General features: G+C 39.8%; 10 protein-coding genes and 1 tRNA gene. 7 read left to right on the top strand and 4 right to left on the bottom strand.

Translation table 11 applies throughout. From position 1 onward, the window contains the following. The first annotated feature begins 2 nt into the window (after window positions 1–2). From TES1_RS00285 to TES1_RS00295, 3 genes are read left to right on the top strand one after another with little or no spacing between them, the layout of a single operon-like run. The gene (locus TES1_RS00285; protein ID WP_042679162.1) at window positions 3–827 is read left to right on the top strand and encodes a dihydrolipoamide acetyltransferase family protein; all 825 of its coding nucleotides are present in this window, start codon (window positions 3–5) and stop codon (window positions 825–827) included. Beyond that, on the top strand, window positions 820–1,197 hold the full coding sequence (locus TES1_RS00290) for a Lin0512 family protein (RefSeq protein WP_042682612.1): 378 nt from the start codon (window positions 820–822) through the stop codon (window positions 1,195–1,197). The genes TES1_RS00285 and TES1_RS00290 overlap by 8 nt, the downstream gene beginning before the upstream one ends. Continuing rightward, a complete protein-coding gene (locus TES1_RS00295) occupies window positions 1,194–2,174 on the top strand; it encodes an ATP-NAD kinase family protein (protein ID WP_042679163.1) in 981 nt (326 codons plus the stop codon). Before TES1_RS00290 ends, TES1_RS00295 begins: the two co-directional genes overlap by 4 nt. On the opposite strand, the gene TES1_RS00300 is transcribed toward TES1_RS00295, so the two are convergent. Beyond that, window positions 2,171–2,968, bottom strand: a complete 798-nt coding sequence (locus TES1_RS00300) for a lipoate--protein ligase family protein (RefSeq protein WP_042679165.1) — start codon at window positions 2,966–2,968, stop codon at window positions 2,171–2,173. The two genes, TES1_RS00295 and TES1_RS00300, sit on opposite strands and share 4 nt — an antisense overlap. A 144-nt stretch (window positions 2,969–3,112) precedes the next feature. Here TES1_RS00300 and TES1_RS00305 point away from each other — a divergent pair. Then, window positions 3,113–3,200, top strand: a tRNA-Leu gene (locus TES1_RS00305). Window positions 3,201–3,236: 36 nt separating this feature from the next. Here the strand turns inward: TES1_RS00305 and TES1_RS00310 are convergent. The 3 genes from TES1_RS00310 to TES1_RS00320 all read right to left on the bottom strand — a co-directional run bounded on the left by TES1_RS00310 (window position 3,237) and on the right by TES1_RS00320 (window position 9,743). Continuing rightward, window positions 3,237–4,634 (bottom strand): MATE family efflux transporter, encoded by a 1,398-nt coding sequence (locus TES1_RS00310; RefSeq protein WP_042679166.1) that lies wholly within the window; start codon window positions 4,632–4,634, stop codon window positions 3,237–3,239. Window positions 4,635–4,787: 153 nt separating this feature from the next. Then, window positions 4,788–7,154 (bottom strand): phosphoenolpyruvate synthase, encoded by a 2,367-nt coding sequence (ppsA, locus tag TES1_RS00315; protein ID WP_042679168.1) that lies wholly within the window; start codon window positions 7,152–7,154, stop codon window positions 4,788–4,790. A 147-nt stretch (window positions 7,155–7,301) separates the two neighbouring features. Next, window positions 7,302–9,743 (bottom strand): DUF6798 domain-containing protein, encoded by a 2,442-nt coding sequence (locus TES1_RS00320; RefSeq protein ID WP_042679170.1) that lies wholly within the window; start codon window positions 9,741–9,743, stop codon window positions 7,302–7,304. Window positions 9,744–9,799: 56 nt separating this feature from the next. Here TES1_RS00320 and TES1_RS00325 point away from each other — a divergent pair, with 56 nt between their 5' ends. The 3 genes from TES1_RS00325 to TES1_RS00335 all read left to right on the top strand — a co-directional run bounded on the left by TES1_RS00325 (window position 9,800) and on the right by TES1_RS00335 (window position 13,105). After that, window positions 9,800–10,849 carry a hypothetical protein gene (locus TES1_RS00325; RefSeq protein WP_042679172.1) on the top strand — a complete coding sequence of 350 codons (1,050 nt, stop codon included), beginning with the start codon at window positions 9,800–9,802 and terminating at the stop codon, window positions 10,847–10,849. A 78-nt stretch (window positions 10,850–10,927) separates the two neighbouring features. Then, window positions 10,928–11,923, top strand: a complete 996-nt coding sequence (locus TES1_RS00330) for an oligosaccharide repeat unit polymerase family protein (protein WP_227738492.1) — start codon at window positions 10,928–10,930, stop codon at window positions 11,921–11,923. A gap of 33 nt (window positions 11,924–11,956) precedes the next feature. Beyond that, window positions 11,957–13,105, top strand: coding sequence for a M20 metallopeptidase family protein (locus TES1_RS00335; protein ID WP_042679176.1), 1,149 nt, complete (start codon window positions 11,957–11,959; stop codon window positions 13,103–13,105). Window positions 13,106–13,320: the final 215 nt, after the last annotated feature.

Raw genomic sequence — 13,320 nt, forward strand, 5'->3', positions numbered from 1 at the left:
TGATGGAGAATATTAATGAACAAATTAGGATAATAGCAGAGCAATATGACATAGATTTGTCTAAGATAAAGGGTTCTGGACCAAATGGAGAAGTTACCCTCCACGACCTTGAAGCTTACATAAAAGAGCACTACTTTCCAAAAGTGAAGCAAGAAGTCAAGATTTTTGGAATTAGAAAGGTTATAGGGGATAGGCTTTCCAGAAGCTACAGAGAAGCAGTTCATGTAACTCTTAACATGGAGGTTGAGATGGACAAGATTATTGAAATAAGAGAAAAATTAGCAAAAAAACTTGAGAAGAAACCCTCATACACTGTTTTAATGCTTAAGTGTATTGCAAAAGCAATTAGAGATTTCATAGAGATAAATGCAACAATGGAAGGCAACAAGATAATGATTTACGACAATATAAACATCAACATAGCTGTTGATAGTCCAATAGGTCTTATCACACCTGTTATTAGAGATGTGGACAAAAAAAGCTTGGAAGAACTTTTAAGTGATTATCAAGATTTGGTTGAGAGGGCCAAAAAGGGCATTCTCAAGGAGAAAGACTTTGTTGGAGGGACTTTTACAGTGACAAACCTTGGCATGTTTGGAATTGATTCTTTCACCCCAATAATTAATCCTCCACAGATAGCAATTTTAGGACTTAACAGAATTGTGAAAAAACCTGTAATAAAAGATGGGGAGATTAAGATTTGCAACGTCATGAATCTATCTTTAAGTTTTGATCATAGGGCAATAGATGGAGCTCCAGCGGCTAGATTTCTACAAAAGGTTAAGCACTACCTGGAAAACCCAGAGGAAGTGTTTGAAGTTGAATGAGTGGAAAAGATATGTCATAGAAATTGGTATGGGAATTGATCAGCATGGCCAAGACTCAACAAAGGCCGCTATAAAAGCAGTTAAAGACGCTATAAGTAGAGTTTGTACAGTTGGATTGCTTGAGTTGTTTGAGCTTGATTTTGAAAGAGATGTAAGAGTCGAGGTTATTATAGGCGGTCCATATCCAGAAAAAGTCGATGTTGAAAAAGTTCGTAAGGCTATTCCACTAAAATGTGAGAAGGTCATTAACGTTGTTAATGGCGGATTAAAAGGCCCAGGGATAGCCCTTGAAGAGTTTGGAGATAAGACGAACGAGATGTTAATAGCAGTAGCATTTATTACGATTTATGTAAGGGGAGAGCACAAATGAAAAAAGCGACCGTTGGGATTATTGCAAATCCGGAATCTGGAAGAGATATAAGAAGATTAATTGCTCATGCAAGTGTTTTTGACAACATGGAAAAGGTGAGCATAGTTAAAAGATTATTAATGATACTTCAAAGCTTTGGTGTTGAAAAAGTCTTAGCTATGCCAGAGACATTTGGGATTGTTCCAGCGGCAATGCACTTAATAGAAGAGCATTTGAATTTGGAAGTTGAGTTTCTTCCTATAAAGGTCTTTGGAACTTGGAGGGACACTTATGAAGCAACAAAGCTAATGAAAGATAAAGTGAGTGTCATAATTGTTATTGGAGGGGATGGGACTAATAGAGTAGTAGCAAAAGTCTGTGGGGATACACCAATAATGCCAATCTCAACAGGAACTAACAACGTTTTCCCATACATGATAGAAGCAACAATAGCAGCTGAAGCAGTTGTAGCAATAGCTACGGGTATCGTAAAGCCTGAGGAAGGAACTTACAAAGCTAAAAGGGTCGAAATTTTTGAAGAGGGTGAGCTAAAAGATATAGCGTTGATAGACGCTGCTGCAACCACACACTCTTTTGTTGGTTCGAGAGCTGTTTGGAAGCCTGAATATCTAAAGGAAATTGTTGTGAGCATATGTTCGCCTTCAAATATTGGACTAAGCTCAATTCCGGGGATAATAAAAGAGATACGTGAAGATGAGGATTTGGGTTTATATGCTGAGCTTGGAGAGGGAAAGAAGATAAGGGCACCAATAGCTCCTGGAGTTTTAAGAGAAGTTAGTATTAAGAGCTATAGAACCTTAGAGCTCGGAGAAGAAGTTGAAATAAAAACTACACCCTCTTTATTTGCTTTGGATGGTGAGAGAGAAGCTGAAGTAAAGGGAGAAGTTACAGCAAGAGTTACGAGAAATGGACCGAGGGTTATAGATTATCAGAAGACACTGAAGATTGCAGCTGAGAGGGGATTCTTTGACGGCTAACTTTCTAGAATCTCATTTATTTCCTTTTCAATTTCTTTTTCATCTATTTTAGGTGGCACTTTGAAGTTCCATTCGTCTTTCGAGTACTTTTCTTTGAGAAGAATATTGGCAATGTTGAGTTCCTCCTTTCTTGGCTCATCAAAATAGTAATCACTCATGAGTATTTTTGAATAGCTGGAGATTAAGGCATTCATAATTTCATCAACACTAACATTTCCAAGAAATGATGAAAGGTTGGCAACCCGGTATTTTACGGGATCTATTGACGGTTTAATAGTTTTTGGAATTTTCAAAAGAAGGTAAAGCATTTTTAAGTCTGAATTTACCAAAATTGAACCATGCAAAAACAATACAGCCCATTTTATGCTTGCTGCAGTGCCAGAAACTTTTCTTTCGTTCACTACGATGTCATTAGTGTTCCTCACATATGCATTAACTCCTAGCTTTTTTAGAGCAAGCAACGTGCCTTTTAGGAGTTCATTATAAAGATAAGAGATTGGGAACTTAACGTCTCTTTTTATTACCAAAGAATAATTGACACAGCCAATATCATGATAAACAGTTCCTCCTCCGCTGAAGCGTCGAACTATCGGGATTTTTCTCTCCCTAGCCACTAAAAGATTGATGTCTTCCTCGGGATTTCTAAAGTACCCTAAAATCAGAGCTTTTTCATTTTTCCATATCCTTAACGTATCATCAACTAAATCCTTTGACCTAGCTCTCGCTAAAGCTTCTTCAAAAGCCAAGTTTAGATAGGGATTCTTTGGAGTTTCATAAGTGAGTATTCTTAGCATGTTTTAGAGTTTGGGAGTTGTGGGTTAAATAGTTTGATGATCTCAGTTATGATAAATCAAAGCCTTAAAAGTGAAAATTTAGAATTCTCGAAAATGTAAACCATAAGGTTTTTAAAACTGCACTATTGTATAGAGAGATGGAGTGCGGGGGTTGCCGAGCCTGGTCAAAGGCGGTGGACTCAAGATCCACTCCCGTAGGGGTTCCGGGGTTCAAATCCCCGCCCCCGCACCACAACAAACTCTCAAACTCTTCTGAGAAAAATTTACTCTAATTAGCAGTTTTTCTGATATCTCCTTCGATAATCCTCTTCATCCAAGAGCCTTTGAAGAACCACAGCAACGCTACCCCAGAAGCTATAAAGTTACTCAATCCCATGCCCAAGAAAACACCTTTTGAAGACATGAAGATGTGGTATCCTAAAATATAGCTTAAAGGAATTCTAAGCCCCCAAAGCCTTAGAATTCCCAATATCATGCTCTTCTTTGTATGCCCTGAACTCCTAAAGACATTATCAACAACCATGAAAATGCCGTTGAAAAACGGCACTGAAATGAGGAAGTACTTCAGCACTATTGCGCTCTCCGATATTACCGCGGGATCATTTAGGAATACCCTAAAAACTTGAACCCTAAAAATCCCAATTAAAAGAATCGCAATGCTGGCAAGAGTAAAGTTAACCATCATGGTCCTTTCAGCGATTTTCTTTGCCCTCCCATACTTCTCTGCCCCAATATTTTGGGCAATCATCGTTCCCATTGCCATTGAAATTCCTCTTGAAATGCTCGTCAGAAAGTTCACCAAACGGGTTGTTATGGTGTAAGCGGCGTAAGTAACGTCTCCAAATCCAAAGATAATTCTAGTTAAAATTACAAATCCAAAGCTGTTGGCTGAGGATCCTATGCTTGAAGGCAGACCCACTCTGAATATTTTTGCGTAGAAGCTCCAGTCTGGTTTTAAATCTTCTTTTGTTAGGTGAATGCCCACTTTTCCAGCTAACAGAAGGTATGCTCCAATTATTGAGCCGGTAGTGTTTGAGATTATTGTAGCTAATGCAGCTCCCGCTACACCAAGTTCTGGGAAGCCGAACAAGCCGAAAATTAAGAGGGGGTCAAGAACTATATTCAAACCCACTGTGAAAAAGCTTATCTTAACAGGAGTTTTCGTGTCTCCAGTTGCTCTCATGAGGAAGCTGAATGACATGAAACTGAAGGCAAATGGTATTCCAGCAAAGATTATCCTCGTGTAGCTTAAGGAATACGGATATACGTTTTCGGTAACCTTCATGAACCTCAAGGCATAGGGGACTATCAGGTAGCCAACAACAGCGACGATGGAAGCAAAGATAAACATTAGCGAATACAGTGCTCCAGCAGCTCTTTCAGCTTTCTTGTATTCTTCTGCTCCTATGTACTGTCCCACAAATGCAAATCCCGCTGTTGCAAAGCCCATTCCGAGGCTCATGAGTGTTCCAATTAGAGGCCATGCAACACCCGGGGCAGATAGTGCTTCTCTCCCAATTCTGCCTAACCAAAAAGTGTCTGTTATATTATAAAGCACTTGGATTATGTTGTTCACTATTAAAGGCCAAGCTAGTCTAAAAAGGGTCTTTTCTATATTGCCTTCAACGATTTCTTGTCTCATCTTGTGTATTTTTGGTGCCGTCATTATTACTCAAATGACTATCGAAATGTTAAGATATAAGCTTTGTGGAACTTGAAAGTGGTAAAGTGATAGTATGGAAAAGCACGTCAATACTGCACTAAATGTTATATAGCAGAATCCAGAGAGAATCAAAATGTGGAAAAAAGAGAACAAAAATCAGAAGAGGTCTTCTTCGTCCTTAAAGATTTGCCTTCTTGCAGCCTCGAGCATTATCTTGCGCTCTTCTTGTGCAACGACCTTTCTGATTAATTCAACGGCATCTGGGTTGGCTGAGATGCTGTCAATTCCAAGTCTGACAAGGATTCTTGCCATCTTTGGATCACTTCCTGCCTGTCCACAGATGCTTGTCTCAACGCCGTACTTCTTACAGACCTTAATGACGTGCTTGATGAGCTTAAGCACAGCTGGGTGTGTCTCATCGTAGAGCTTTGCAACTCTCTCGTTGTCTCTATCAAGAGCGAGTGTGTACTGGGTGAGGTCGTTTGTACCGAAGCTTATGAAATCAATTCCCTCCTTGATAAGGTCCTCAATGATTATTGCAGCTGCTGGAACCTCAATCATGACACCAAAGGCAACATCCTTGTGTGGCTCAAGGCCGACTTCTCTTGCAATCCTCTTTGCTTCTCTGATCTGGTATGGATGGCTGACGAGTGGGAGCATTACACCGACGTTGTTGTAGCCTTCCTCAACGACCTTCTTGATTGCAGTGAACTCTGCCTTAAGGAGCTCTGGCTGGTCGAGGCTTCTTCTAATTCCTCTCCATCCGAGCATTGGGTTTCTCTCGTCTGGCTCGTCTTCTCCACCTGGCATCTCCTTGAACTCGTTTGTTGGAGCATCTAATGTTCTATACCAGACTGGTCTTGGATAGAATGCAGCTGCAACTGTTCTGATGCCATCAGCGAGCTTCTCAACGAGCTCGTCGAACTTTCCTTCCTTGATGAACTTGATTGGGTGCTGTCCGATTGTGAGGATCATGTGTTCAGCTCTAAGCAGTCCAACACCGTCTGCACCTGTTGCAGCAGCTCTCTCAGCGACCTCCGGCATTGAAACATTGACCTTGACCATTGTTCCTGTGACGAGTGGAGCGCCTGCAACGACAACCTTTCCTTCGGCCTTCTCTTCTTTCTCCTTCTTGACAAGGCTCTTGACGATTCCCTTGTAAACGAGACCTCTTGTACCATCAACTGTGACGTAATCACCAGTCTTGAGTTTCTTGGTCGCCTCCTTTGTACCAACAACACATGGAATTCCAAGCTCTCTTGAAACGATTGCAGCGTGGCTTGTTCTTCCACCTTCATCTGTTACAATTGCAGCAGCTCTCTTCATTGCTGGAACCATATCTGGGTTTGTCATGGTTGTAACAAGAATGTCTCCTTCTTTGACCTTGTCGATCTCACTGGCATCAAAGATTACGACAACTTTACCTGCACCAATTCCGGGTGAAGCGCCGAGACCCTTGAGAATAACCTCTGCCTCTTCAACTTCCTCAACTTCTTCTCCGCTGACTTCTTCTTTGAGTGTTGTAATTGGTCTTGATTGGACAATGTAGAGCTTTCCATCATCCTTGTCATAAGCCCACTCGATGTCCTGTGGCCATCCGTAGTGCTCCTCAATCTTTGCACCAATCTTAGCGACTTCAATTATCTGTTCGTCTGTGAGGACTTGCTTCTCAACCCACTCTGGGCCGAGGTACTCAGCAACCTTAACGTAAACGGTTCCTTTTTTAGTCTCTGGGTTTCTAACAACCATAACTTCCTTCTTTGCGATGAACTTCTCCTTAATCTTCCATGTTCCCTTCTCGACGATGTACTCGTCTGGTGTAACTGAACCGCTAACGACAGCTTCACCAAGTCCCCAAGAAGCGTTAATCATAATCTCATTTCTGTTGTTTGTAACTGGGTTAGCTGTGAACATAACACCGCTCTTCTCGCTGTTGACCATCTTCTGAACCACTGCTGAGAGGTAAACCTTCATGTGATCAAATCCTTGCTTCTCTCTATAGAAGGTAGCTCTTGCAGTCCAGAGTGAAGCCCAACACTTCTTAACTTTATCAATAACGTCATCAGCACCGAGAACGTCTAAGTATGTCTCCTGCTGACCAGCGAATGAAGCCTCAGGTAAGTCTTCAGCGGTAGCTGATGATCTGACAGCAACGTAAACCTCATCCTTACCAAATCTTTGACTAAGCTCTTTGTAAGCTTCTCTAATTTCCTTTTCAATTTCTTCTGGCATTGGAAGTGAAATGATCTTCTCTCTAATCTTGGCGGTGTTTTCTTGTAATTGCTTTGAGTCGTCAACGTTGGTCTTGCTGATTATGTCCATAATCCACTCTTGGAGTGTTCTTCCATCTTCGACCTTAACATTTTCAACAAAGTACTTGTATGCCTCAGCTGTAACACAGAACCCTGGTGGAACTGGAATTCCAGCCCTTGTCATTTCTCCAAGGTTTGCACCCTTTCCACCAACAAGTGGCACATCTTCCTTGCTCAGTTCCTCAAACCACTTTATGAATTTGTACGCCATTTCAATCCCTCCTTTTTAGAATAACCGATGGTGATATATGGAAGAAGCTATTTAAAATTAACTGTTCAGATGTGGCTTTTGGGTTTATAAAACAGCCGAGTAAGTTTCCTCTTGCAAAAACAAAACCAAAAAATTTTGGTTAAAAGACTAAAAAGGATGAAGTTCTAAAATGTTCTCGAGTATATTTAATGCACGTTCAAACCCATAGCTGTACTCTAATGCTCTTAATATGTCAAGAGTAGCTTGTAGAGGTCTCGGCTCTTTTTGCAAGTCATAGGTTTCTTCAATTATTTTGAGCATCTGCTCTTCTTTGTCTTTCATGCCAGCAACATGATATACAAAAAGAACATTTGCGTAGGTTGCTCTTGAGTATCCATAACCGCTCTCTCCTTTGAATCTTCCGTTTTCTTCTTGCCATGTTGATATCCACTCAGCGGCTTTCTTAATTGCTGGCAAAACTCTTTCATCCCCACTAAGTTGATAATATCTTGCTAATCCAAAGGCTGTAACAATAGTTCCACCCAGACTTTTCTTCCAGCTTCCATCATCTCTCTGCTCTTCAAGAATCTTTTCAACCAAGTTGTTTGTTGTGGTCTCATTTAGGACTCCAAGTTCGTAGAGAATTGGCAGCATCTGGGCCTCAGCAAATAAGTCTCCTTTCTTGTCTTTTGGTGTAGTCATTATATAGTCTCCCTTTATTCTACTTTTTAGATAGCTAAGGGTTTTATCTTTCCCCTCAAAAGGCAAATCTTTGAGAGGCTCCATCGTGAACGCTGTGTATAACGTGAAATCGTTTGGAGGAATACCTTCGGGAAAGCCTCCATTGTCTAACTGTTTGTATGCCAGCCAATTGAGTAACCATTCATATCTTTTCTTCAACTCATCATTGCTGGTTTTTTGGTAAAGATACGCATACAACTGGGCAATTCTTGCATTTAGGAAGAAGTCGGCTTTGTATCCATTGTCAAAGTCTGCATAGTTATATCCAGTCCAGAACTTCTCCAAAAAGTTAACAATTGCTGAATATTCTCCTGTATAGTTGAGTGGGTTTAGGTCATAGGGCTTTAGTGGTGGGTTTGGAATGAACTTGTAGATTTCGGAGTTTCCATTAACAAAGAGAGTTTTAAAATGTGTATCATAGGCTATGTATTCCATTAGGCCATATTTGATTAAACCTAAGCTTCTCATTCTCCTATCCGAATAAACATAGGTTGCATTGTACTTTTCCATGAGCTTATACACTCTTTCTCTCTGTACTGTTCCAAACATCGTTACAACGTCATTATATGCTTGTATGGCCTCTCTTGGATCGGGTGCTTTTTCAAAAAATCCTTGATAGACCTTCTTCCACATAACAATGTCCTTTCTGTGAGTGTTTCCAATTAGGAGATAACCGACATCCCACCATGTCAGGAATACTGCGTCTGGAGGTGTATTTTCCTTAATCCACTCGAAGGCTTCTCTATCCTTCACCGTTGGGGGGATTATGTATTTATATGAGGAATATGCTCCCTGAGCAATTGGAACAAGTATGAGTGCAGCAATAATCAACGCTCTTGTTTTCTTGCTCAAAACAATTCTCTTAAACAGCTCAGCACCTTTTCCACTTGCATCTTTGATTACAGCATTCAGCCAAGTGTTTAGATTTGGAAGGAACTCATCGTAGAAAAATTCAGCAGCCATAATTGAAAGTGGCAAGGAAGCGTATGGATCCCTGAACCTAAATGCTGTAGCTCCGGCAATCATGAAAGTCCAGGCCCAGAGTACAATTCCCTGTCTTATGGGATCGCTTTTAAGGTATTTTTTAGTTGCAAGTACCCCAAAGATTAACTGAACGACACCGATCCATTTAAGGTATCCCAGGGCTGTAACTTCCTCTTTTGGCATTCTCAGCAGGAGACCAGCGATAAAGTGGTTTATTGGGGGGATGAAGTATAGTACTACACCTATCAGCACAGCCAAGGCAAAGTAGTGGAGGTTTTTCTTTATCCAAGGAATTAGATGAATAAAGAGCATTATTACAGCAACTGCAACGAAGAAGACCCAACCTCTGTGGGTGACCATGTAAATTGGCAATAAAACCAATAATCCTATTATATATTTATAGTCCCAGCTTTTGAGAAATCTCACAAGAAGTATCATTCCGGTTATGAAAATCACAAGTCCAAGGTTTTCTGGGATATAGAGGCTTGTTCTATATACAAAATTTGGAGCAAAGGCTAGAAAAGTCGTGGCTAGGAGGGCTTTTTTGTTACTCCCAAAAATCTCCTTTGAGAGCAGATAGAAAAGACCTACACTTATCGTGCCATAAACTGCTGGAAGGATGAAGAACACATACTCAGTTGGAAAGAGCTTGTACACAAGGGCTCCGACTATATGGAAGAGAGGAGGATAGCTGTATGCTTTAAGCCCAAGGAGCGAGCCAATATCTTTTGAAATCACACCTATTCCTTCGTTGACGATCCTCAGGGTTATATCCCTATGTAGATATTCGTCATATACTGCCAGTAAGAGAGTCCTGTGAGGTATGAGCCTTATTATGAATGAGATTAGGAGCAATAGAATGAGGTATATTTTTTCCTTCTTCACTTCTTACACCCCTAACTCTTTTAACATAAAGTTTGCTTTATTAAATTGGTGGTGATATGAAATCCTTAAAACTCTTTAGCTTGGCGTTCTTTTCTTATCTCCTTCTAATGCTCTGCTCTCATTTAGCTCTTAAAGAGTATTCTGCTTCTCTAAATATGCTTCCGCTTTCCCTTGCAGTAATACTTATCTTTTACTGCTGTTTCGTGGTTGGATATCTTAGACCTTTATATTTGCCAAGTGAAGCTGTGTGGATTGCGATATTTTTGCTGGCAGTATATTTTGCACGATATGTTGTGTTGGCCCCAACTGCTGTAGTGTTTTTGTATATCCTTCTCAAATACGAGCCAGAGTTTTTTAAGAAGTTCTCTTGGTTTGTCTTTTTGCTAGGTGTTGGCGTCGTTAGTTCCACTTATCTCTTTGTTGGGGTTCCTTTATTTGAGTATCCCATTAGATTTGAACTAACGGAGGTGCTTACATTATCTTCATATCTGTTCTTAACGGCGATAGCCTTCGAGCAGAGGGGAAGAATTAGAAGCTTGTACTTCTTTGTATCTTCTATCTTGCTGTTCATGTCAACTTTTCGTTCTCTCTTGATTCTCGTGTTTTTGGCTTATGTAATCCCTTATTATCTATCTGGAAAAATTAGGATGCGGGAGATATTTCTAGGGGTTCTTGTTGGAATAGCTGTTTTAATTTTAAGCGGTAATCTTGAGAGTCTTTTGATAAGAGTGGGCTTTACCCTTCTTATTTTTGAAAATCTTGTTAAAATTTCACTTCCCTTTGGATTTTATCATGGTTCCTTACTTCTTAGCTATTCTCCCGGTAGGAAAATAGCATTTATGTTCACCCTCGCTAGAAATATATACTCGTCTTTTATTTTTGGACAAGCTGTTGCTGATTTTGGGATATTTGGAGTAGTTGAAGCCTATCTTTTGGGGGCTATACTTAAACGCTCTGAGAATGATTTGAGCTCTTTGACAGTTGTTCTGTCTCTTTTAATTTATCTCATCGAGGTAGGAATTGATGCTTTTGTTTTGGCTATTATGCTGTTTTTTGGCACAATTTATGTGGAGAAAATTGACAAGCTTGGTCCCCAATTCTTTTAATATGTGAAGTTGAATTTAGTAACTGGTGGTACTGTGAAGTCTCTAAAGCTCTTTAGCTTGGCATTTTTCACTTATATCATGCTCACTCTTTATGTCAATGTGTTTCTTAAGGATAAATTATATGCCGCTGAGCTAGACATATCCAGAATATGGACTGCTTCACTGGTTGCAATTTTATTCTTTGTTTTTCTTGTAGCTGGATATCTAAAGCCTGTTGAGCTTCCTGCTTGGGCTTACTGGTTGATACTTTTTGTGCTGTCTTTTGCTCTCCTGCCCTATGGTGTCATTGCAGTGGCGTTTATCTTCTTGTTCTCAATGAAATACAATCCGTTTGAAAAGCATGCGCACATTTGGTTGATTTTTTCAATAATTCTGATAGTTTCCATTTATCTGTTTAAAGGAGTCCCGCTTTTTAACTGGAATTTAAGATTTGAATTAAGCAAGATCCTTGTGTTTTTAGCTTTTCTAAGTGGGGTCTCGCTAGTTTATGTGAATTGGGATATTAGATTTAAAACTCTGGCTTTTTTGGTTCTTGAAATGTTGTTTTTCCTTGGAACCTTTAGATCGCTTATGCTCCTTATATTCCTAATGTACATTCTACCTTTTTATTTTGAAGAAAGGCTTACATTGGATAAAATCTGCCTCGCTATTCCAGTGTTTTTACTAATTCTTTACCTCAGCGGGAGCTTGGAGGGGTTATTAGTTAGAATTGGCTTTACGTTTTTAATTTTTCATAACTTAGTCCATGTGTCCATGCCCTTTGGATTTTTCCATGGGAAGCTTTTGTTTCACAGCGATCCAAGATGGAGGGTTGCTTTTATGTTTACCCTAAAGAATTGTTACACCTACTTCCTTTTCGGTCAGCCAATAGCAGATTTTGGGATTTTTGGAATAGTGGAAGCTTATTTCTTAGGAACATTACTTAAATTATCCGAAAGAAACGTCAAAACGGCAGTAATTGTTCTTGCAACTCTAATCTATGCCATTGAAAGTGGAATTGATGCATTTCTGCTTTCAGTCTTAGTTCTATTTGGTGCACTTTACTCTAAGACAAATATCGAAACATTAAAATAATTATTTTTGCTAAATTATTTTTGGTGATTTAAGATGAATCCCGTTGAAGAGGCCTTAAAAATTAAAGAACAGATTATAGCGTGGCGTAGAGATTTCCACATGTATCCGGAGCTCAAATATGAAGAGGAGAGAACTTCTAAGATTGTCGAAGAACATTTGAAAGAGTGGGGTTATAAGATTAAGCGCGTCGGGACAGGAATAATAGCCGATATTGGAGAGGATGATAAAAGAATAGCTCTTAGAGCAGATATGGACGCTCTGCCAGTTCAAGAGGAAAATGACGTCCCCTACAAGTCTAAAGTCCCAGGAAAGATGCATGCTTGTGGACACGACGCTCACACTGCCATGCTCTTGGGAGCTGCAAAAATCATAGCTGAACATGAAGACAAACTCCAAAATGGTGTTAGGTTGATATTCCAGCCAGCTGAAGAAGGAGGTAATGGAGCTTTAAATATGATTGAAGCTGGTGCTCTAGAAGGAGTTGATGCAATCTTTGGAATACATGTATGGATGGACTTGCCAAGCGGAGTTTTTGGAATTAGGGAGGGACCAGTCTTAGCAGGGGCTGGAACATTCAGCATTAAAATAAAAGGGAAAGGTGGTCACGGAGCTGCACCTCATGAGACTGTTGATCCTATTCCAATTGCTGCCCAAGCAATTTTAGCATTCCAAACAATTGTAAGCAGAAATCTCAATCCAATTGAGACGGGTGTTGTGAGTGTGTGCGCAGTCCAAGGGGGCACTGCTTTTAACGTTATTCCAGAAGAGGTCGAAATGAAAGGCACTCATCGCTTTTTCAGTGAGGAGGTTAGGAAGTTAATAGAGATAAGGATGGACGAAATTTTGAGAGGTTTAACTTCAGCTCATGGAGCAACATATGAGCTTGACATCAAAGAGCTTGTTCCACCGACGATAAATCATCCAAGAATGACGGAATTCGTGAGAAAAGTAGCTTTAAAATATGATATGAGGGTTGGAGAGGTTGCCAAATCTATGGGTGCAGAGGATTTCGCATATTATCTCCAAAAAGTTCCTGGAGTTTTCATACAATTGGGAATTAGAAACGAAAGGAAGGGTGTAATCTATCCACACCATCATCCAAAATTCGATGTTGACGAAGATGTTCTTCATTTAGGAACTGCGCTAGAAATTGCATTGGCTTTTGAATTTTCAAATTTATAAGGTTTATTTGGCTACTTTTTTGTTTAGTTTTTTGTTTTATTGTCTAAAATTTAAATTTTTTAAATTAAAGCTTGATTGCTAACAAAGTTTGTCAAATATACATGAATGTTTTACATTGATCGTTAAAGTATAATATATGAACTTTGCTCACAGAAACTTTTATATCTACGATATGGGTAGTATACTACTGAACAATTATATATGGAGGTGTCCCA

This window comes from Thermococcus paralvinellae (genome assembly GCF_000517445.1).
Taxonomy (GTDB): Archaea; Methanobacteriota_B; Thermococci; order Thermococcales; family Thermococcaceae; genus Thermococcus_B; species Thermococcus_B paralvinellae.

Bases quoted from the DNA above. Each gene is read 5' to 3' on its own strand.
- TES1_RS00285 (WP_042679162.1), top strand. From the start codon at position 3: ATGGAGAATATTAATGAACAAATTAGGATAATAGCAGAGCAATATGAC.
- TES1_RS00295 (WP_042679163.1), top strand. From the start codon at position 1,194: ATGAAAAAAGCGACCGTTGGGATTATTGCAAATCCGGAATCTGGAAGA.
- TES1_RS00300 (WP_042679165.1), bottom strand. From the start codon at position 2,968: ATGCTAAGAATACTCACTTATGAAACTCCAAAGAATCCCTATCTAAAC.
- TES1_RS00310 (WP_042679166.1), bottom strand. From the start codon at position 4,634: ATGACGGCACCAAAAATACACAAGATGAGACAAGAAATCGTTGAAGGC.
- ppsA (WP_042679168.1), bottom strand. From the start codon at position 7,154: ATGGCGTACAAATTCATAAAGTGGTTTGAGGAACTGAGCAAGGAAGAT.
- TES1_RS00325 (WP_042679172.1), top strand. From the start codon at position 9,800: ATGAAATCCTTAAAACTCTTTAGCTTGGCGTTCTTTTCTTATCTCCTT.
- TES1_RS00330 (WP_227738492.1), top strand. From the start codon at position 10,928: ATGCTCACTCTTTATGTCAATGTGTTTCTTAAGGATAAATTATATGCC.
- TES1_RS00335 (WP_042679176.1), top strand. From the start codon at position 11,957: ATGAATCCCGTTGAAGAGGCCTTAAAAATTAAAGAACAGATTATAGCG.